Source organism: Kitasatospora sp. GP30, from assembly GCF_029892145.1.
In the GTDB taxonomy this organism is placed as follows: domain Bacteria; phylum Actinomycetota; class Actinomycetes; order Streptomycetales; family Streptomycetaceae; genus Kitasatospora; species Kitasatospora acidiphila.
In genome coordinates this window covers 680634-697291 of sequence record NZ_JARZAH010000001.1, presented here as the reverse complement: position 1 = coordinate 697291, position 16658 = coordinate 680634, and the positions used below count along the sequence as shown (strand labels likewise).

Genomic DNA, 16658 nt, shown 5'->3' with positions numbered 1-16658 from the left:
GCGTCGCCGCGCACTCCCCCGGTGTGCTCTCCGGCAACGCCATCCAGGTTCCGGTGCACATCCCGATCAACATCTGCGGTGACAGCGTCAACGTGATCGGTCTGCTGAACCCGGCGTTCGGCAACACCTGCATCAACAGCGACAGCGTCTGAGCCGGCCTCAGTTCAGATCCACAGGAGGTCCCCCATCAACGCGAAGAAGATCGCGGTCCTGTCCACCGCCGCCGTCGGCATCGTGCTCGGCTCCGCCGGCTCGGCGCTGGCCAGCGCGGGCGCCGAGGGCGTCGCCGCGCACTCCCCCGGTGTGCTCTCCGGCAACGCCATCCAGGTTCCGGTGCACATCCCGATCAACATCTGCGGTGACAGCGTCAACGTGGTCGGTCTGCTGAACCCGGCGTTCGGCAACACCTGCATCAACAACGACACCCACGTCGACAACGACACCCGCCACCACCACGGCGGCGACGACGACTGCTGAGCAGTCCTCGTTCCGTGCACCTGCTGCCCCCCGGACTGCCGGTCCGGGGGGCAGCGCCGCATCTCCACCCACCCGTGAGAGGACCAGAGTTGACCCCCACCTCCACCGCCGCCGGCGCGCTGGCCGCGATCGGCGCCGCACTGCTGCTCACCCCGGCCGCCGCCGGCACCGCCGCCGCCGCGAGCCTCCCGACTCCCACCGCCGCCCTGCAGCAGCCGCAGGTCGGCCCGGCGCTCGGGGCTCTGGGCGGCACCACCGGCTATGTACTGGGGCCGGTCAAGGACCTGCGGCTCGACCCGTTCGCCAAGTCCGCCGCCGACCCGCTGAACAACGCGCTGTCGCTGGAGCCGGACAACGGCGTGCCGCACGTCTCCACCACGGCGGCCACCGGCTCGCTCAGCGGCGGCGGCGGCGCCAAGGACCTGCCGGTGGTCGGCACGCTGCTGGGCGCGCTGCCGGGGCACTGAGGCGCCGCTGCGCCGACACGCCGTCGGGGGCCGGGGGGGGGCGGGGGGGCCCCCCCCCCCCCCCGGGGGGTGGGGGGGGGGGGGGCCGGGGGGGGGGGCCGGGGCGCCGCGGCGCCCCCCCCCGGGGGGGGGCCGGGGGGGGCGCGGCCCCCCCCGCCCCCCACGGCAGTGGTGTGACGGGCGTTCAGTCCTGGTCGTGCGTCGCCTCGTAGAGCGCCGCCGAGCCGGTGGCCAGCAGGCTCTTGCCGGCCTCGACCACCGAGGTGTGCTGGTCCGGGCCGCCGAGGCTGGCCTTGGCCCCGGGCACCATGGAGACCGCGGCGGGGATCAGGCGCGGGTCCAGGTCGCCGGAGGCGAGCGATCCGGCCTGCGGCTGCCCGTCGGCGCCCTTGGTGTAGGTGAGCGGGTGCCCCACGCCCACCGCCGGGCCGATCGCGTGCAGCGGCGACTGCGGCGCGTCGAGGCCCAGCGCGCCCGGACGCACCCCGTCGACCAGGGCCGGCAGCGGCAGCGCGGTGTCCAGGCTCGGGCCGACCTTGCTGAAGTTGAGCGCCGGCACGACCTGGTCCGGCATCACGTCCTGCTTGCCCTGCTGCGCCTGGTCCTGCGACGCGGGCGCCGGGGGCAGAACGGGCGAGGCGGGCAGCGCGCCCTGGATGTCACCGCCCAGCGGCAGCATCGGCGCGTACCGGGTGACCGTCTCCAGCGGCACCCGCAGCGGGATGGTCTTGGTCGCCAGCCCGTTCTCCAGTTCGGCCACCTGACCCGGGGTCACCGGCGCCGCCGGGGCGGCGCCGGCCGCCGCCTGGCCCGCGATCGCCGATGCTCCGACCGCCAACAGCAGCGTCGCACCGCTCCGCTTGGACAGCTTCATCGTCTTCTCTGTTCCGATCTCGTGAGGCAATGAGGGCAACACCCCGAACTGCTTCAACGATCCGAGGGCGGACAGGTGGGCGCACACCCGGGACGCTTAGCCCGCACGGAGTATTAATACGACTGCATGAGCGCCCGAACGGGCTGTCGGGTGATTTTTCCGCCCCGCCTCGCGTAACTTTCCCGGCCGCCGTTCTTTGATATCGGTGTCGCCGCACCACGGCCGGTTCGGATGGCCGATCGCCCGGCAGCCGGAGATCCTGTCGGTGGCGATCCCAATACCGAATAGGTCGCTCGAATAAGCCGTGAAAGCGCGCGGCGGCCATGGACACAGGCCAATTCGCCCGCACGGATTGCCCGAAGACGTAGCGCCGCAGTAATCCAGAGAGGAACCCCCATGATCAAGAAGACCCTGGCCGTCGCCGGCCTGGCCGCCGCCGCGCTGGGCGCGGCCGTCAGCCCCGCCTCGGCGATCGCCAACGCGGACGGCTCCGCGGCCAGCCTGCAGGGCAACGGCGGCACCAACAACACCGGCACCTACGGCGACCACAGCCCGAACTTCCACTTCCTGGACAACGCCAACGTCTGCCTGCCGCAGATCGACCACGTCCAGGTCGGCCTGCTCGACGTCAACGCCGAGGTCCCGATCGGCAACCAGCAGCCGCACCAGATCTGCAACGTCGGCCAGACGACCCAGACCACCGGTGACGGTGTCGCCTCGCACCTGATCGGCTGATCAGCCGTCAGCTCCGCTCCACCGCACCACCCATCGCAGCCAGCGATGGCCCATTCCGCCGCACCCATCACACCGCTAGAGAGAGCACCCCATGCTGAAGAAGGTCTTCGCCACCGCCGGCCTGGCCACCGCCGCCCTCGCGATGGCCAGCGCGCCGTCCTTCGCCATCGCCGACGCTGACGGCTCGGCCGCCTCCATCCAGGGCGACGGCGGCACCAACCACACCGGCACCTTCGGCGACCACAGCCCGAACTTCCACACCCTGGACAACCCGAACATCTGCCTGCCGCGGATCGACCACATCCAGATCGGCGGGGTCCCGATCAACGTCGAGATCCCGGTTCTCAACCAGCAGCAGGTCCAGCAGTGCAACGTGGGCCAGACCACCCAGACCACCGGTGACGCCCCGCTGTCGCACCTGATCGGCTGACCCTGCGTCACCCCGGCACCACCTGACCCTCCAGAGCAGTACCCGACCCGACGGAGCAGTACCCGAGCGGGGCTGGCGGAGCACTCCGGCCAGCCCCGCTCCGTTGTTCGGCGGCGGACTCCCGCCGCCGTCAAGTACCGCGTCAGAAGAGAGGTTTGAAGCTCATGAAGAAGATGCCGGGCCGGGCTACCGCAGTGGCCGCCGGTGCGCTGATGATGGTGGGCCTGGGTGCCACCGCCGCCTCCGCGCACGTCGCGGTCGGCGGGATCGGCGGCGGCGTGGTCAGCGCCGAGGACCCGTTCGAGGCCGGCTGGGGCGAGGGCTTCGCCACCGCCGGCGAGGTGCACGACCACTGGAAGTTCTTCCAGTGGGCCACCGATGAGGAGGCCGGCGGCCAGGGCGGCGACCTGGCGTCGATCGGTCACCACCACATGGGCTGAGGCGCACCACGGGTGAGGGGGCGTCAGCCGTTCGGCCGACGCCCCCTCACCCGTTCGGTCAGAGTGCCCGAGCCGCCTCGACGGCCCAGTAGGTCAGGATCTGCTCGGCGCCGGCCCGGCGGATCGAGGTCAGGGTCTCCATGATCGTCCGGTCCCGGTCGATCCAGCCGTTGGCGGCGGCCGCCTCGACCATCGAGTACTCACCGGAGATCTGATAGGCCGCCACCGGCACCGGGGAGGCGTCGGCGACCTGGCGCAGGATGTCCAGGCACGGCATGGCCGGCTTGACCATCACCAGGTCGGCGCCCTCGGCGATGTCCTGCTCCAGCTCCCGCAGCGCCTCCCGGCTGTTGGCCAGGTCCTGCTGGTAGGTCTTGCGGTCGCCCTTGAGCGAGGAGGCGACCGCCTCCCGGAACGGGCCGTAGAGCGCGGAGGCGTACTTGGCGGTGTAGGCGAGGATGCCCACGTCCTGGTGGCCGGCCTCGTCCAGGGCCCGCCGCACCACGCCGACCTGGCCGTCCATCATCCCGGACGGGCCGACCAGGTGGACCCCGGCCTCGGCCTGCACCACGGCCATCTCGGCGTAGCGCTCCAGGGTGGCGTCGTTGTCCACCGTGCCGTCCGCCGCCAGCACCCCGCAGTGGCCGTGGTCGGTGAACTCGTCCAGGCAGAGGTCGGACATCACCACCAGCCGGTCGCCGACCTCGGCCACCACGTCCCGGATGGCCTGCTGCAGGATGCCGTCGGGGTCGGTGCCCGCGGAGCCGGTGGCGTCCTTGTGCTCGGGCACGCCGAACAGCATGATGCCGCCGATCCCCGTCTCGGCCGCCTCCACCGCGGCCTTGCGCAGGGTCTCGCGGGTGTGCTGGACCACGCCCGGCATCGAGCTGACCGGCACCGGCTCGCTGATGCCCTCCCGGACGAAGACCGGCAGGATCAGCTCGGCCGGGTGCAGCCGGGTCTCGGCGACCAGCCGGCGCATCGCCGGGGTGGTCCGCAGCCGGCGGGGCCGGATGGCGGGGAACGTCATGACTCCTCCACGTTCTTACGAATCCAGGTGTCAGCGCGCCTTGCGACGGGAGCCCGGCCGGCGCTCGCTGGGCCGGTAGACCGGCTCGCCCGCCATGGTGGCGGCGTCCCGGCGGCCGGCGCCGAACTCGGCCAGCGCCTGGGCGAGCGCCGAGGCGGACGGCGCGGGCGCCATCACGTCGACCCGCAGGCCGTGCTCCTCGGCGGTCTTGGCGGTGGCCGGACCGATACAGGCGATGATGGTGACGTTGTGCGGCTTGCCGGCGATACCGACCAGGTTGCGCACGGTCGAGGACGAGGTGAAGAGCACCGCGTCGAAGCCGCCGCCCTTGATCGCCTCGCGGGTCTCGGCCGGCGGCGGCGAGGCGCGCACGGTCCGGTAGGCCGTCACGTCGTCCACCTCCCAGCCGAGCTCGACCAGGCCGGCGACCAGGGTCTCGGTGGCGATGTCGGCGCGCGGCAGCAGCACCCGGTCGATCGGGTCGAACACCGGGTCGTAGGGCGGCCAGTCCTCCAGCAGCCCGGCCGCCGACTGCTCGCCGGACGGCACCAGGTCGGGCTTCACGCCGAAGTCGATCAGCGCCTGGGCGGTGGTCTCGCCCACCGCGGCGACCTTGATGCCGGCGAAGGCGCGGGCGTCCAGGCCGTACTCCTCGAACTTCTCCCGGACCGCCCGGACCGCGTTCACCGAGGTGAAGGCGATCCACTCGTAGCGGCCGGTGACCAGGCCCTTGATCGCCCGCTCCATCTGCTGCGGGGTGCGCGGCGGCTCGACGGCGATGGTCGGCACCTCCTGCGGCACCGCGCCGTAGGAGCGCAGCTGCTCGGAGAGGCCGTGCGCCTGCTCCTTGGTGCGCGGCACCAGCACGTTCCAGCCGAACAGCGGCTTGGTCTCGAACCAGGAGTGCGAGGACCGGTGGGCGACCTGCTCGCCCACCACGGCTATCACCGGGGTGTTCGGGTCGACCGGGGCGGACACCGGCGCGGGCAGCACCCGGGCCGCCTTCAGGTCGGCGCCGATGGTGGCCAGCGTCGAGGTGAAGGTGCGCTGGCGGGTGGTGGTGCCGGAGAGCGTGGCGCAGAGCGGCGCGTCCGGCTTGCGCCCGTGGTTGACCAGGGCGCCGGCGGTGGCCGGCAGCTGGCCCAGGGTGGTGCGGACCACCAGGGTGGTCTCGGGCGCGCCGAGGTCGACCAGGGAGCCGGCCAGCAGCGCCGAGCCGTCCACGAAGCGCACGTCGGCGCCGTTGCTGCCGCGCAGCGGGACGCCCGCGTAGGCCGGCACGCCGACCGACTGGGCGACACCCGGGATCACCTCGAAGGGCAGCCCGGCCTTGGCGCAGGCCAGCATCTCCTCGGCGGCCCGGCCGTCCAGGCCCGGGTCGCCGTCGACGGTGCGGACCACGTGCTTGCCGGCGGTGACCGCGTCACCGATCAGCTTGGTGAGCGACGCCGCGTCGAACTCGGTGCTCTCGGCATCCATGGCGACCGGGTTGTGCAGCTGCACGGACTCCGGGCAGTGGCTGTGCACGGCGGCGGCGGTCAGCGGGTCGGCGACCAGGATGTCGGCGGTGGCCAGCACCTCGACCGCACGCAGCGTCAGCAGGCCGGGGTCGCCCGGGCCGGCACCGAGGAAGGTGCAGCGTCCGGTCCGGTCGGCGGTGGCGTTGGTGGGGCTCATCAGGCTCGCTCCCCCATCAGACCGGCCGCTCCGCCGTCGAGCAGCCGGGCCGCCAGCGCGAGGCCGATGGCCCGCGCCGACTGCTCGGCCGACTCGCCCAGCGCGAGCGGTCCGGTGGTGGACATCGTCAGCAGGGTGGCGCCGTCGGCGGTGCCGACCACGCCCTCCAGCCGCAGTTCGTTCTCGCCGCCGGCCTGGGCCAGCGCGGCGACCGGCGCGGAGCAGCCGGCCTCCAGCGCGGCCAGCAGGGCGCGCTCGGCGGTGACGGCGGCCCGGGTTTCCGGGTGGTCCAGCACGCCGAGGGCGGCGGCCAGTTCGGGGGCGTCGGCGCGGCACTCGATGGCCAGCGCGCCCTGTCCGGGGGCCGGCAGCATCAGTTCGGGCGCCAGGTACTGGCTGATCTCGGCGGCCCGGCCCAGCCGGTGCAGGCCGGCGGCGGCCAGCACCACCGCGTCCAGCTCGCCGGAGTGCACGAAGCCGATCCGGGTGTCCACGTTGCCGCGGATCGGGACGGTCTCGATCGCGGCGCCGTTCCCCCAGCCTGGCGGCTGGGAGGTGCCCCCGTTCCGGGCCCAGGCGTTCAGCTGGGCCATCCGGCGCGGCGAGCCGGTGCCGATCCGCACCGGGCGGTCCTGGATCTTCTCGACCAGCTCGGCGAGTTCCAGGTTCTCCCGGGAGACCAGCACGTCGCGGACGTCCTCGCGCGGCGGCACGGCCGCGAGCAGCAAGCCCTCGGGGGCGGCGGTCGGCAGATCCTTGAGCGAGTGCACGGCGAGGTCGATCCGGCCGGCCAGCAGCGCGTCGCGCAGCGCGGAGACGAAGACCCCGGTGCCGCCGATCTGCGCCAGGTGCTCGCGCGAGGTGTCGCCGTAGGTGGTGATCTCCACCAGCTCGACCGGGCGGCCGGTGCGCTCGGTGATGTCGCGGGCCACCATGCCGGACTGCGCCAGCGCCAGCGCGCTGCGCCGGGTGCCCAGCCGCAGCGGTATCGTTTCGGCGTCCAACTGGCCCTGCCGCATGCTCAGTTGACCATTCATAGCGTTTTCGTCCTGGTCGTGCTGGTGGAGATGAGGATGGTTCATCTGGCCGCTCCGCCCGCGAGACTACCGCCGGCGGGCTGCGCCTGGGGACCGACCGGGGTACCGGACACGGCGTGCACCGCACCGGGATCGAGGTCGAACAGCTCGCGCAGCGCCTCCGCGTAGGAGGCTCCGCCGGGCTCGGCGGCCAGCTGCTTGACCCGCACCGTGGGCGCGTGCAGCAGCTTGTCGACCACCCGGCGGACGGTCTGCGCCATCTCGGCGCGCGACCGGTCGTCAAGGTCGGGCAGTCGGGCTTGGAGGCGGGCCAACTCGGCGCCGACCACCTCGGAGGCCATGGCCCGCAGCGCCACCACGGTGGGGGCGATCCGGGCGGCACGCTGGGCCGCGCCGAACGCGGCCACCTCCTCGGCGACGATGCCGGTCACCGCGTTCACGTCACCGGCGCCGGGGGTGGCGGCGTCGGCCTGGGAGAGCGACTCCAGGTCGACCAGCAGCGTGCCGGGCAGCCCGTGCACGGCGTGGTCCACGTCGCGCGGCATCGCCAGGTCGAGGAAGGCCAGCGGGGTGGGCGCGGTGCGCGCGGTTACGGCGGCGGCCACCTGGTCGGCGGTGATCACCACACCGGGCGAGCCGGTGCAGGAGATCACCAGGTCGACCTCGGCCAGCGTCGCGGGCACCTCGGCCAGCGGCACGGTCCCGGCGTCGAGCTGGGCGGCGAGCCGCTCGGCCCGCTCCGGCGTGCGGTTGGCGATCAGCAGGTCGCTCACCCCGGCCCGGACCAGGGTGGCGGCGGCCAGCGAGCTCATCGAGCCGGCGCCGACCACCAGGGCCCGCTTGCCGGGCACCTCGCCGGCACCGGCGGCGACCTGCTCCAGGCCGAAGGTGACCAGCGACTGCCCGGCCCGGTCGATGCCGGTCTCGCTGTGCGCCCGCTTGCCGACCCGCAGGGCCTGCTGGAACAGCTCGTTGAGGCCGCGCCCGGCGGTGTGCTCCTCCTGGGCGCGGGCCAGCGAGTCCCGCAGCTGGCCGAGGATCTGCCCCTCACCGACCACCATCGAGTCCAGGCCGCAGGCGACCGAGAAGAGGTGGTGCACGGCGCGGTCCTCGTAGTGGACGTAGAGGTGCGCGGTGAGCTCCTCCAGGTCCACGCCGCTGTGCTCGGCGAGCAGTTGGGAGAGCTCGGCGACGCCGGCGTGGAACTTGTCGACGTCCGCGTAGAGCTCGATCCGGTTGCAGGTGTTGAGCAGCGCGGCCTCGGAGACGGTGGCCGTGGCGGCGGCGTCGTGCAGCAGTCGGGTGGGGGTCTGGCCGGTGAGGGCGGCGCGCTCCAGAACGGTGACGGGCGCGGTGCGGTGGCTCAGACCGACGACTAGAAGACTCACGCGCCCACCTCGCAGGGCTCGGCGGCCGGTGAGCCGGACGCGCCCTTCCTCATGATTCGCTCGCTTCGCTCGCTCATGCCGGCAGCACCGCCTGGCGGTCGCTGTCGCCCTTGGTGTCCTTGCCGCCGCCCGCGGCGCGGCGCAGCTTGGCCGCGGCCGCGCGGACCGGGCCGGGGGCGCGCTCACGCACGGGCGGCTCCTCTATCGGGCCCTCCTCCGGCTCCTCACCGGACTTGCGCTGCTCGTGGAAGGCCAGGATCTGCAGCTCGATGGAGAGGTCCACCTTGCGCACGTCCACGCCGTCCGGCACGTTCAGCACGGTGGGCGCGAAGTTCAGGATGCTGGTCACGCCGGCCTCGACCAGTCGGTCGCAGACCTGCTGGGCGGCGCCGGGCGGGGTGGTGATCACGCCGATGGAGACGTGCTGGCTGGCCACGATGGACTCCAGTTCGTCCATGTGGCGCACCGGGAGGCCGGCCGCCGTGCTGCCGACCACGTTCGGGTCGGCGTCCAGCAGCGCCGCCACCCGGAAGCCGCGGGAGGCGAAGCCCCCGTAGTTGGCCAGCGCGTGGCCCAGGTTCCCGATCCCGACGATCACGACCGGCCAGTCCTGGGTGAGGCCCAGCTCGCGGGAGATCTGGTAGACGAGGTACTCGACGTCGTAGCCGACCCCGCGGGTCCCGTAGGAGCCCAGGTAGGAGAAGTCCTTGCGCAGCTTCGCGGAGTTGACCCCGGCGGCCGCGGCCAGCTCCTCCGAGGAGACGGTGGGGACCGAGCGCTCGGAGAGCGCGGTCAGCGCCCGCAGGTAGAGCGGCAGCCGGGCGACGGTGGCCTCGGGGATGCCGCGAGCACGGGTCTGGCGTCCCACAGGGGTGCGGCGCATGGAGCCTCCGTCGGCAGGGCTGGGGGGCGAGGACTTGGGGGTGGATCGGCCGATTGCCACGGTGCTCCTGTGGGTGAAGCTGGGCTTTGGCTGCCAGGCTATGCGTTTGTGAACGTGTGCACAAAGATGGTGTCCGTTTTGTCCCGCCACAGTGACGCGCATCACGCCGCACACACGTCCCACTCGCCGTTCGAGTCGCACCGAATGGTTCGCCCAAGCAGCACCTCGACGGGACAGGGGCGGGCTCGGCCGCCCCGTCCGCCATGGTGACCCAGTCGGGCCCGCCGGACCAGATGTTCGAGCCGGAACGGCGCCCGGCGCGCCGCTACCGTCCGGTCAGCGCGGTCCGCAGGCGCCGCTCGTCGACCCGCCAGAAGTCGTGCTGCCGCCCGTCGATCAGGGTCACCGGGATCTGCTCCGCATACCGCCGGTAGAGCTCCGGGTCCTGGGTGATGTCGCGCTCCTCGAAGGCCGCGCCCAGCTCGGTGGTGACCCTGGTGATCACCTCCCGCGCGTCGTCGCAGAGGTGGCAGCCGGGCTTGCCCAGCATGGTGACGGTCTTCGCGGTGGGATCGGCGCCCTTGGCGCGCCTCAGCAGTGGGCTCACCAGGCCATTGTGCGCCGCCACCGGTCAGCCGGGAGCCGCCCGGGCTGGCTATGCTCGGTGCCATGGCCGCGCTGCGAAGGCTCACCCAGACTAGGCGTTCCCCCTCCGAGCGGGCCGCTCTGGCAGGCGAGGCCGCCGCCGATGCGGCCGAGCGGGCGCTGCGCGAGGCCCGCCCCGCGTCCGACGGCGGGGAGGCGGCCCCGGCGCCAGTCGAGGACGCGCAGCCCGCGGGCCCGCCGGTGGACCACCCGCACGGCGCCGCCTTCTTCGACTGCGACAACACGATCCTGCAGGGTGCCGCCGTCTTCTACCTCGGCGTCGGCCTCTACCGCCGCGACTTCTTCAACCGCCGCGACGTGGCCCGGTTCGCCTGGCAGCAGGCTTGGTTCCGGCTGCACGGCGCCGAGGACCCGGACCACATCGCCGACGCCCAGAGCACCGCGCTGTCGCTGGTGGCCGGCAAGCGGACCGCCGACCTGGAGGCGATCTGCGAGGAGATCTTCGAGGACATCGTGGCCGCCAAGGTCTGGCCGGGCACCCGGGCGCTGGTGCAGATGCACCTGGACGCCGGGCAGCGGGTCTGGCTGGTGACCGCGGCGCCGCTGGAGGTGGCCCGGATCATCGCCCGCCGGCTCGGCATGACCGGGGCGCTGGGCACCGTCTCCGAGGTGGTGGACGGCAAGTACACCGGCCGGCTGGTCGGCGAGATGCTGCACGGCCCGGCCAAGGCCGAGGCGGTGCTGGCGCTGGCCCGGCGGGAGCAGCTGGACCTCGGCCGGTGCGCCGCCTACAGCGACTCCGCCAACGACATCCCGATGCTCTCGCAGGTCGGGCACCCCTTCGTGGTCAACCCCGACGGGCGGCTGCGCAAGTACGCCCGGGCGCACGGCTGGCGGGTGCAGGACTTCAGGACCGGGCGCAAGGCGGCCCGGATCGGGGTGCCGGCCGCGATCGGCGCCGGGGTGCTGGCCGGTGCGGCGGTGGCCGGCATGGCGGCGCTGCGCCGTCGGCGCCGCTGAGCCGCTCCTCCCGGGGGGCGGCGCCGGTGCGGCGCGCGCGAACTGACGCGCCCTCGGCCCGTCGCGCGCGCTGACCGGATCTGATCGTTCGAACGCCCCGCAAAGTCCGGGGTTGGCGGGTCCGTCGACCGGGAACCCGCCCGGCTCGCCAAGAAATCGGTCACGATCAGCCGCCAAGCGATCACCAATCCGACGCGATTCGGCGGTGCAACCGGTCAGTTTCGGGTCATATACCACGCGAAGTGGATCCCTATCGACCACTTCGGCCACACGGTGTAGCTGTCATTGCACAAAGCGTTATTCTCTCCTGGGTGCACGTCCACCCCAGGTGACCCCCGACAGGGTGACGTGCTCTCCGCGCAGGCGGAGGTGATCCGTGCTCCGTGATTCGTGTTCCGTCCACAGTTCTGCCTCTGGGAGTCCCGTGTACCCATCCGCCCGGAACGACGCGCCTGCTCCCTCCTGCCCGTCGGCCTCCGTCGCCGCGAGCCGGGCCCTGTCGGCCGTCGCGCTCCCTTCACCGTCACTGGCCGCGCTGCGCAGCCTGCGCCTGCTGCGCACCCTGGTGCAGAGTCAGCTGCTGCCGACGGCCCCGCAGTTGGTCCCGGTCGGCGTTCCGCTGCCGGCCCAGCCGGCACTGCGCTCCACCGCCACCGGGGCGGCCGCCCGGGTCAGGACCGGGCAGCTGCCGGGCTCCACCGGCACCCGGGGCCGCTCCCGCTCGCTGCCGCAGCAGGGCACCGAGGCCGAGCCGAACCCGATCATGGAATTGGTCGAGCGCGCCCAGGCCGGCGAGAGCGAGGCCTTCGGCCGGCTCTACGACCACTACTGCGACACGGTCTACCGCTACATCTACTACCGGGTCGGCAGCCGGGCCACGGCCGAGGACCTCACCAGCGAGACCTTCCTGCGCGCGCTGCGCCGGATCGGCACCTTCACCTGGCAGGGCCGGGACTTCGGCGCCTGGCTGGTGACCATCGCCCGCAACCTGGTCGCCGACCACTTCAAGTCCAGCCGGTTCCGGCTGGAGGTCACCACCGGCGAGATGCTCGACTCCAACGAGTGCGAACGCAGCCCGGAGGACTCGGTGTTGGAGTCGCTCTCCAACGCGGCCCTGCTGGACGCGGTGCGCCGGCTCAATCCGCAGCAGCAGGAGTGCGTCACCCTGCGGTTCCTGCAGGGGCTGTCGGTGGCCGAGACCGCCCGGATCATGGGCAAGAACGAGGGCGCGATCAAGACCCTGCAGTACCGCGCCGTGCGCACCCTGGCCCGGCTGCTGCCACCGGACGCCCGCTGAATCAGCGGTGAGGGAGAGTCACCTCGGAAACGGTTCCCACACGTCCGGGTGAGAATGCGGTCACATGATCACTCGTGCGTAACCGACTCCCTGTACCGCTCGTTGCCCAGCGTGCAAACCCCCTCGGGACGTGCGGTCAAGTGGAGCCGCATGCCATCACCCGAAGGAGTGGATTTGGCCGGCCGTGGCAACCGTCCGGCAGGCCGGGGAGTCGACAACGACGAAGGGAGGTGTGGCCCGTGACGGCAAATGTGCTGGAGCACCGGCGGGCGAAGGCCTTCGCCGAGGCGCTGGAGGCCCACCGGACAGGACAGGCCGCGAGTGGCGCACCCATGGGTGACCTGCTCGACACCGCGACGGCGCTCAGCGCCCTCTCCGTGCCCGGTCTGGACCCAGAGGTACGGGTGGTGCAACGAGCCCGGCTGATGGCCGCGTTCGAGCAGACCGTCGGCGGCGGCCTGGCCACGGTGCCGCGCCAGCGGGACCACCGACGGCTCGACCGACTGACCCGGCGCCGCTGGGGTCGCCGGTTCGCCATCACCGGGATGATCGCGGGGGTGACGGTGGGCAGCCTCGCGGGGGTGGCCGCCGCCAGCTCCGACGCGCTCCCGGGCGATCCGCTGTACGGCATGAAGCGCCATCTGGAGGGCCTGCGCCTGGACTTGGCCGACAATGACGCCGAGCGCGGCGCCCTGCTGCTCGACCAGGCCTCCACCCGGCTGGCCGAGGCCCGCGGCCTGGTCGGCCGCACCCCCGTCGACGGCCTGAGCCCCGACACGGTCAACCGGCTCAACTCCGCGCTGCGGGACATGCACGCGGAGGCCGCCAAGGGCCGCGACCTGCTCCGCTCGGTCTACCGGGCGAACGGCTCGCTCGACCCGCTGCGCAAGCTGGCCGCCTTCACCCAGACGCAGGACGACCACTGGAACGCCCTGCAGTCCCATCTGCCCACCCAACTGACCCCGGTGGCCGGTCAGATGGACCAGCTCTTCGGCGATCTCAACCAGGAGGTCGGCCCGCTGCAGCACGACTCGGCCACCGGGCACCCGGTCGCGCCCGGCACCGGCGGCAGCGCGAGCTCGACCACCCCCGGCAGCCCGGCTGCCGGCACCCGCCAGGACGACCCGTCCCAGGGCAGCGGCCCGGGCCAGTCGGCCGGTGCCACCCGGCCCGGCGGCGGCTCCGCGGCGGCCGGCCAGGGCCTGCTGTCCTCCTCGGGCGGTCAGGGCGGCAACTCGGTCAGCGGCCTGGTCAGCGGGCTGACCGGCACGTTGACCGGCGCCAACGCCTCCCCTGCCGCCTCGCCGGCGCCCGCCGGCGGCGAGGCCCCGAGCGACCAGAGCGGCCAGGCCGGCCCGACCGACACGCCGGCGGCCTCGCCGGCCGCCAGCGGCAGCCCGGCCGGGGTCGGCCAGGCGCTCAACCTGCCGCCGCTGATCCCGGGCCTGCTGCCCGGCCTGGGGCTGGGCGACAAGGGCTGAGCCCTGCTTGGCAGTTGGTGGGCCGTCGCGCCGCTTGGCGGCGGCCCACCGGCATCGGAAGCAAGGTCGGAAGGCTCCAGCGCTAGAAGGCTCCAGTGCTAGAAAAAGCTAGAAAAAGACCGACCGGCGCTCCACCAGCAGCCGGTAGAGGGTGTGCTGGATGGTCTCCCGGACTTCGTCGGTGAGGTTGAAGACCAGCATCGGATCCTCGGCCGCCTCGGGGGCGTAGCGGTCGGTCGGGATCGGCTCGCCGAACTGGATCGTCCACTTGGTGGGCAGCGGGATCGCGCCCAGCGGTCCCAGCCACGGGAAGGTCGGGGTGATCGGCAGGTACGGCAGGCCGAGCAGCCGGGCCAGCGTCTTGGCGTTGCCCAGCATCGGATAGGTCTCCTCGGCCCCGACGATGGAGCAGGGCACGATCGGCACCTGGGCCCGCAGTGCCGAGGCCACGAAGCCGCCGCGGCCGAACCGCTGCAGCTTGTACCGCTCGCTGAACGGCTTGCCGATGCCCTTGAAGCCCTCCGGCCAGACTCCGACCACCTCGCCGCGCTCCAGCAGCGCCTGGGCGTCCTCGTTGCAGGCCAGGGTGTGCCCGGCCTTGCGGGCCAGCTCGCCGACCACCGGCAGCATGAAGACCAGGTCGGCGGCGAGCATCCGCAGGTGCCGCCGCCCCGGGGTGTGGTCGTGGATCGCCACCTGGGTCATCAGCGCGTCCAGCGGCAGCACCCCGGAGTGGTTGGCCACCACCAGAGCACCGCCCTCGGCCGGGAGGTGCTCGGTCCCGCGCACCTCGATCCGGAAGTACTTCTCGGCCAGCGGGCGCAGCGCGCCGAGGAACACCTCCTCGGTCAGCTCCCGGTCGAAGCCGAACTCGTCCACCTCGTAGTCGCCGGTGATCCGGCGGCGCAGGAAGCCGAGCCCGGCCGCGGCGCGCTCCTCCCAGCCCTTGCCGAGCAGCGAGTCGGCGGCGGCGCCGGTCCGGCCGGCCAGCAGGGAGCCCAGCGAGCCGGCCAGGCGGTCGGCCAGGCCCTGGCCCTGGTCGGGACCGGCCGAGCCGGTCCAACTCGGCGCGGACTCGATCGGGATGACCCGGGCCCCGGTTCCCGTGCTGCTCTGCTCATCGCGGGCGGCGGTCATGGCAACCTCAGCTCCTGTCGTCCACAAGGCGGTCACGGGTCAAAAGGCCGCCGAGCCGGTCGGCGAGCCCCGCCAGCCGCTCCGGCGGCAGCGGTCCCTGGGGGCGGCCGGCGACGAAGTCGGCGAAGGCCTCGGGGGTGCTGAACGCGGGGCGGTAGCCGAAGACTTCGTGCAGCGCGGTGGTGTCCACCACCCGGCCGTGCGTCAGCAGCTCCAGTTGCTCGGGGGCGAAGTCGACCAGCCGGGCCTGCCGGGCCAGCGCCGCCGCCCAGCCGAGCGCCGGGCGGAGCATCGGCAGGGTGGGGCGGCCGAGCCGGCGGGCGCACTGGGTGAGCAGCAGCACCCCGTCGCCGGCCACGTTGAAGGTGCCGCGCCGGTCGACCGGCTGGTCCGGCGAGCCGGGGGCGGGCTCCAGCGCGGCCAGCCGCAGCACCTCCACCGCGTCGTCCATGTGCACGAACTGCAGCCGGGGGTCGCGGCCGAGCACGGTCGGCAGCACCGGCAGCGTGAAGTACTCGGCGAGCGGGGTGTCGGCGCCCGGGCCGACCAGGTTGGCGAACCGCAGCACGGTGACCGCCACGTCGGGGCGGCGGCGGGCGAAGGAGCGCACGTAGCCCTCGACTTCGGCGGCGTCCTTGGCGAAGCCGCCGGTCGGCAGGGTCTTGGGCTGGGTCCGTTCGGCGAAGACCGCGGGGTCGCGGGAGGTGGCGCCGTAGACCGCGGTGGTGGACTTCACCGCCAGGCGGCGGACCAGCGCGGACTGCTGGCAGGCGGCGAGCAGCTGCATGCTGCCGATGACGTTGATCTCCTTGACCGTGGCCCGGCCGACCGCACTGGGGTTGGTGCCGCTGACGTTGAGGTGGACCACGGTGTCCACGGCGTGCTCGGCCAGCACCTGGGCGATCGCCGGGCGGCGCAGGTCGACCCGGCTGAAGACGTAGGGCGCGAGCGGCGCGTCGGCGGGCGCGGGCTCGGCCGCGAGGTCCGAGGGCAGCACGTCCACGCCGACCACCAGGTCGACCCCGGGCTCGCGGCGGATCCGCTCGGCGAACCGGGCGCCGAGCTGCCGGGCCACACCGGTGACCAGCACCACCTTGCCCACCCTGTCCGCCGCCCCTCTGCCTCGCCGCCGCCCGTGGTTGCACCGTACCGCGTCGAGGTGGCGAAACGAGCGCTGCCCGCCCCGGCGGTAGGCCGGGACGGGCAGCGGGCACCTGGAGCGAGCTCCGCAGGTGTTACTTCTTGTTGCGACGCTGAACGCGGGTCCGCTTCAGAAGCTTGCGGTGCTTCTTCTTGGCCATACGCTTGCGACGCTTCTTGATGACAGAGCCCACGGAACAACCCTCGCTCACTGAGACTCCCGCCCGTGAGAGACGGAGTCCATACGACTGACGGAGGGCCTAGCCTACCGTCTGGCGAGGCCCCGGATTAAATCGGGGCCAACCAGTCGTGGCGATCAGGCGCTCTGCCTCCCGACATAGGAGTCCTTGAGGTAGTCGTGGACCGCCTGTTCGGGCACTCGGAAGGAGCGGCCGACCCGGATGGCGGGCAGCTCCTGGCTGTGCACCAACCGGTAGACCGTCATCTTGGACACCCTCATGACCGAGGCGACTTCCGCCACGGTCAGAAAGTTGACCTCTTGCAGGGGGCGTTCGCCTGAACTCATGACCTCACCCGAC

The 16658-nt window shown here is 73.1% G+C and carries 20 protein-coding genes; 9 read left to right on the top strand and 11 right to left on the bottom strand.

Going from position 1 to position 16658, the window contains the following annotated elements; all coding sequences use genetic code 11:
* The 3 genes from P3T35_RS03250 to P3T35_RS03240 all read left to right on the top strand — a co-directional run.
* Positions 1 to 152 (top strand): chaplin (locus P3T35_RS03250; RefSeq protein WP_280704116.1); only part of this gene is annotated, 152 nt, incomplete at its 5' end.
* Positions 153 to 186: 34 nt separating this feature from the next.
* A complete protein-coding gene (locus tag P3T35_RS03245) occupies positions 187 to 477 on the top strand; it encodes a chaplin (RefSeq protein WP_180356882.1) in 291 nt (96 codons plus the stop codon).
* 89 nt (positions 478 to 566) lie between these two features.
* Positions 567 to 944, top strand: coding sequence for a hypothetical protein (locus P3T35_RS03240; RefSeq protein WP_280704078.1), 378 nt, complete (start codon positions 567 to 569; stop codon positions 942 to 944).
* A 184-nt stretch (positions 945 to 1128) separates the two neighbouring features.
* On the opposite strand, the gene P3T35_RS03235 is transcribed toward P3T35_RS03240, so the two are convergent.
* Complete coding sequence (locus tag P3T35_RS03235) at positions 1129 to 1818, bottom strand: hypothetical protein (protein WP_101381303.1); 690 nt, start codon at positions 1816 to 1818, stop codon at positions 1129 to 1131.
* Positions 1819 to 2214: 396 nt separating this feature from the next.
* On the opposite strand from P3T35_RS03235, the gene P3T35_RS03230 reads away from it, so the two are divergent.
* From P3T35_RS03230 to P3T35_RS03220, 3 genes are all read left to right on the top strand, one after another.
* Positions 2215 to 2553, top strand: coding sequence for a rodlet layer protein (locus P3T35_RS03230; protein ID WP_101381302.1), 339 nt, complete (start codon positions 2215 to 2217; stop codon positions 2551 to 2553).
* A gap of 91 nt (positions 2554 to 2644) precedes the next feature.
* A complete protein-coding gene (locus tag P3T35_RS03225; protein WP_101381301.1) occupies positions 2645 to 2983 on the top strand; it encodes a rodlet layer protein in 339 nt (112 codons plus the stop codon).
* Between the two features lie 164 nt (positions 2984 to 3147).
* Positions 3148 to 3423 carry a hypothetical protein gene (locus tag P3T35_RS03220; RefSeq protein ID WP_101381300.1) on the top strand — a complete coding sequence of 92 codons (276 nt, stop codon included), beginning with the start codon at positions 3148 to 3150 and terminating at the stop codon, positions 3421 to 3423.
* 58 nt (positions 3424 to 3481) lie between these two features.
* Here P3T35_RS03220 and hemB read toward each other — a convergent pair whose 3' ends face one another.
* From hemB to P3T35_RS03190, 6 genes are all read right to left on the bottom strand, one after another.
* Positions 3482 to 4453, bottom strand: a complete 972-nt coding sequence (hemB, locus tag P3T35_RS03215) for a porphobilinogen synthase (protein WP_101381299.1) — start codon at positions 4451 to 4453, stop codon at positions 3482 to 3484.
* A gap of 30 nt (positions 4454 to 4483) precedes the next feature.
* Positions 4484 to 6130, bottom strand: coding sequence for a bifunctional uroporphyrinogen-III C-methyltransferase/uroporphyrinogen-III synthase (locus P3T35_RS03210; RefSeq protein WP_101381298.1), 1647 nt, complete (start codon positions 6128 to 6130; stop codon positions 4484 to 4486).
* Positions 6130 to 7149 carry a hydroxymethylbilane synthase gene (gene hemC, locus P3T35_RS03205; RefSeq protein ID WP_101385125.1) on the bottom strand — a complete coding sequence of 340 codons (1020 nt, stop codon included), beginning with the start codon at positions 7147 to 7149 and terminating at the stop codon, positions 6130 to 6132. Before hemC ends, P3T35_RS03210 begins: the two co-directional genes overlap by 1 nt.
* A gap of 59 nt (positions 7150 to 7208) precedes the next feature.
* A complete protein-coding gene (locus P3T35_RS03200) occupies positions 7209 to 8555 on the bottom strand; it encodes a glutamyl-tRNA reductase (RefSeq protein WP_101381297.1) in 1347 nt (448 codons plus the stop codon).
* Between the two features lie 73 nt (positions 8556 to 8628).
* A complete protein-coding gene (locus tag P3T35_RS03195) occupies positions 8629 to 9438 on the bottom strand; it encodes a redox-sensing transcriptional repressor Rex (RefSeq protein ID WP_101381296.1) in 810 nt (269 codons plus the stop codon).
* Positions 9439 to 9763: 325 nt separating this feature from the next.
* On the bottom strand, positions 9764 to 10045 hold the full coding sequence (locus P3T35_RS03190; RefSeq protein WP_101385124.1) for a glutaredoxin family protein: 282 nt from the start codon (positions 10043 to 10045) through the stop codon (positions 9764 to 9766).
* Between the two features lie 62 nt (positions 10046 to 10107).
* Here P3T35_RS03190 and P3T35_RS03185 point away from each other — a divergent pair, with 62 nt between their 5' ends.
* The 3 genes from P3T35_RS03185 to P3T35_RS03175 all read left to right on the top strand — a co-directional run bounded on the left by P3T35_RS03185 (position 10108) and on the right by P3T35_RS03175 (position 13842).
* Positions 10108 to 11064 (top strand): HAD-IB family hydrolase, encoded by a 957-nt coding sequence (locus P3T35_RS03185; RefSeq protein ID WP_101385123.1) that lies wholly within the window; start codon positions 10108 to 10110, stop codon positions 11062 to 11064.
* A 496-nt stretch (positions 11065 to 11560) separates the two neighbouring features.
* A complete protein-coding gene (locus P3T35_RS03180; RefSeq protein ID WP_101385122.1) occupies positions 11561 to 12361 on the top strand; it encodes an ECF subfamily RNA polymerase sigma factor, BldN family in 801 nt (266 codons plus the stop codon).
* 239 nt (positions 12362 to 12600) lie between these two features.
* Complete coding sequence (locus tag P3T35_RS03175; protein WP_143676859.1) at positions 12601 to 13842, top strand: DUF5667 domain-containing protein; 1242 nt, start codon at positions 12601 to 12603, stop codon at positions 13840 to 13842.
* Between the two features lie 108 nt (positions 13843 to 13950).
* Here the strand turns inward: P3T35_RS03175 and P3T35_RS03170 are convergent, their stop codons facing one another.
* The 4 genes from P3T35_RS03170 to P3T35_RS03155 form a co-directional block, all read right to left on the bottom strand.
* Positions 13951 to 14979, bottom strand: a complete 1029-nt coding sequence (locus P3T35_RS03170; RefSeq protein WP_180356527.1) for a lysophospholipid acyltransferase family protein — start codon at positions 14977 to 14979, stop codon at positions 13951 to 13953.
* Between the two features lie 7 nt (positions 14980 to 14986).
* Entirely contained in the window at positions 14987 to 16081 is a 1095-nt protein-coding gene (locus tag P3T35_RS03165; protein ID WP_101381293.1) for an NAD-dependent epimerase/dehydratase family protein, read from the bottom strand.
* A gap of 133 nt (positions 16082 to 16214) precedes the next feature.
* Positions 16215 to 16313 (bottom strand): AURKAIP1/COX24 domain-containing protein, encoded by a 99-nt coding sequence (locus P3T35_RS03160; protein ID WP_003948845.1) that lies wholly within the window; start codon positions 16311 to 16313, stop codon positions 16215 to 16217.
* A gap of 122 nt (positions 16314 to 16435) precedes the next feature.
* Positions 16436 to 16645, bottom strand: coding sequence for a helix-turn-helix domain-containing protein (locus P3T35_RS03155; RefSeq protein ID WP_101381292.1), 210 nt, complete (start codon positions 16643 to 16645; stop codon positions 16436 to 16438).
* Positions 16646 to 16658: the final 13 nt, after the last annotated feature.

Excerpts from the sequence above, each read along its gene's own strand:
- P3T35_RS03235 (WP_101381303.1), bottom strand. The coding sequence starts at position 1,818 with ATGAAGCTGTCCAAGCGGAGCGGTGCGACGCTGCTGTTGGCGGTCGGA.
- P3T35_RS03230 (WP_101381302.1), top strand. The coding sequence starts at position 2,215 with ATGATCAAGAAGACCCTGGCCGTCGCCGGCCTGGCCGCCGCCGCGCTG.
- P3T35_RS03225 (WP_101381301.1), top strand. The coding sequence starts at position 2,645 with ATGCTGAAGAAGGTCTTCGCCACCGCCGGCCTGGCCACCGCCGCCCTC.
- P3T35_RS03220 (WP_101381300.1), top strand. The coding sequence starts at position 3,148 with ATGAAGAAGATGCCGGGCCGGGCTACCGCAGTGGCCGCCGGTGCGCTG.
- hemB (WP_101381299.1), bottom strand. The coding sequence starts at position 4,453 with ATGACGTTCCCCGCCATCCGGCCCCGCCGGCTGCGGACCACCCCGGCG.
- P3T35_RS03210 (WP_101381298.1), bottom strand. The coding sequence starts at position 6,130 with ATGAGCCCCACCAACGCCACCGCCGACCGGACCGGACGCTGCACCTTC.
- hemC (WP_101385125.1), bottom strand. The coding sequence starts at position 7,149 with ATGCGGCAGGGCCAGTTGGACGCCGAAACGATACCGCTGCGGCTGGGC.
- P3T35_RS03195 (WP_101381296.1), bottom strand. The coding sequence starts at position 9,438 with ATGCGCCGCACCCCTGTGGGACGCCAGACCCGTGCTCGCGGCATCCCC.
- P3T35_RS03185 (WP_101385123.1), top strand. The coding sequence starts at position 10,108 with ATGGCCGCGCTGCGAAGGCTCACCCAGACTAGGCGTTCCCCCTCCGAG.
- P3T35_RS03170 (WP_180356527.1), bottom strand. The coding sequence starts at position 14,979 with ATGACCGCCGCCCGCGATGAGCAGAGCAGCACGGGAACCGGGGCCCGG.
- P3T35_RS03155 (WP_101381292.1), bottom strand. The coding sequence starts at position 16,645 with ATGAGTTCAGGCGAACGCCCCCTGCAAGAGGTCAACTTTCTGACCGTG.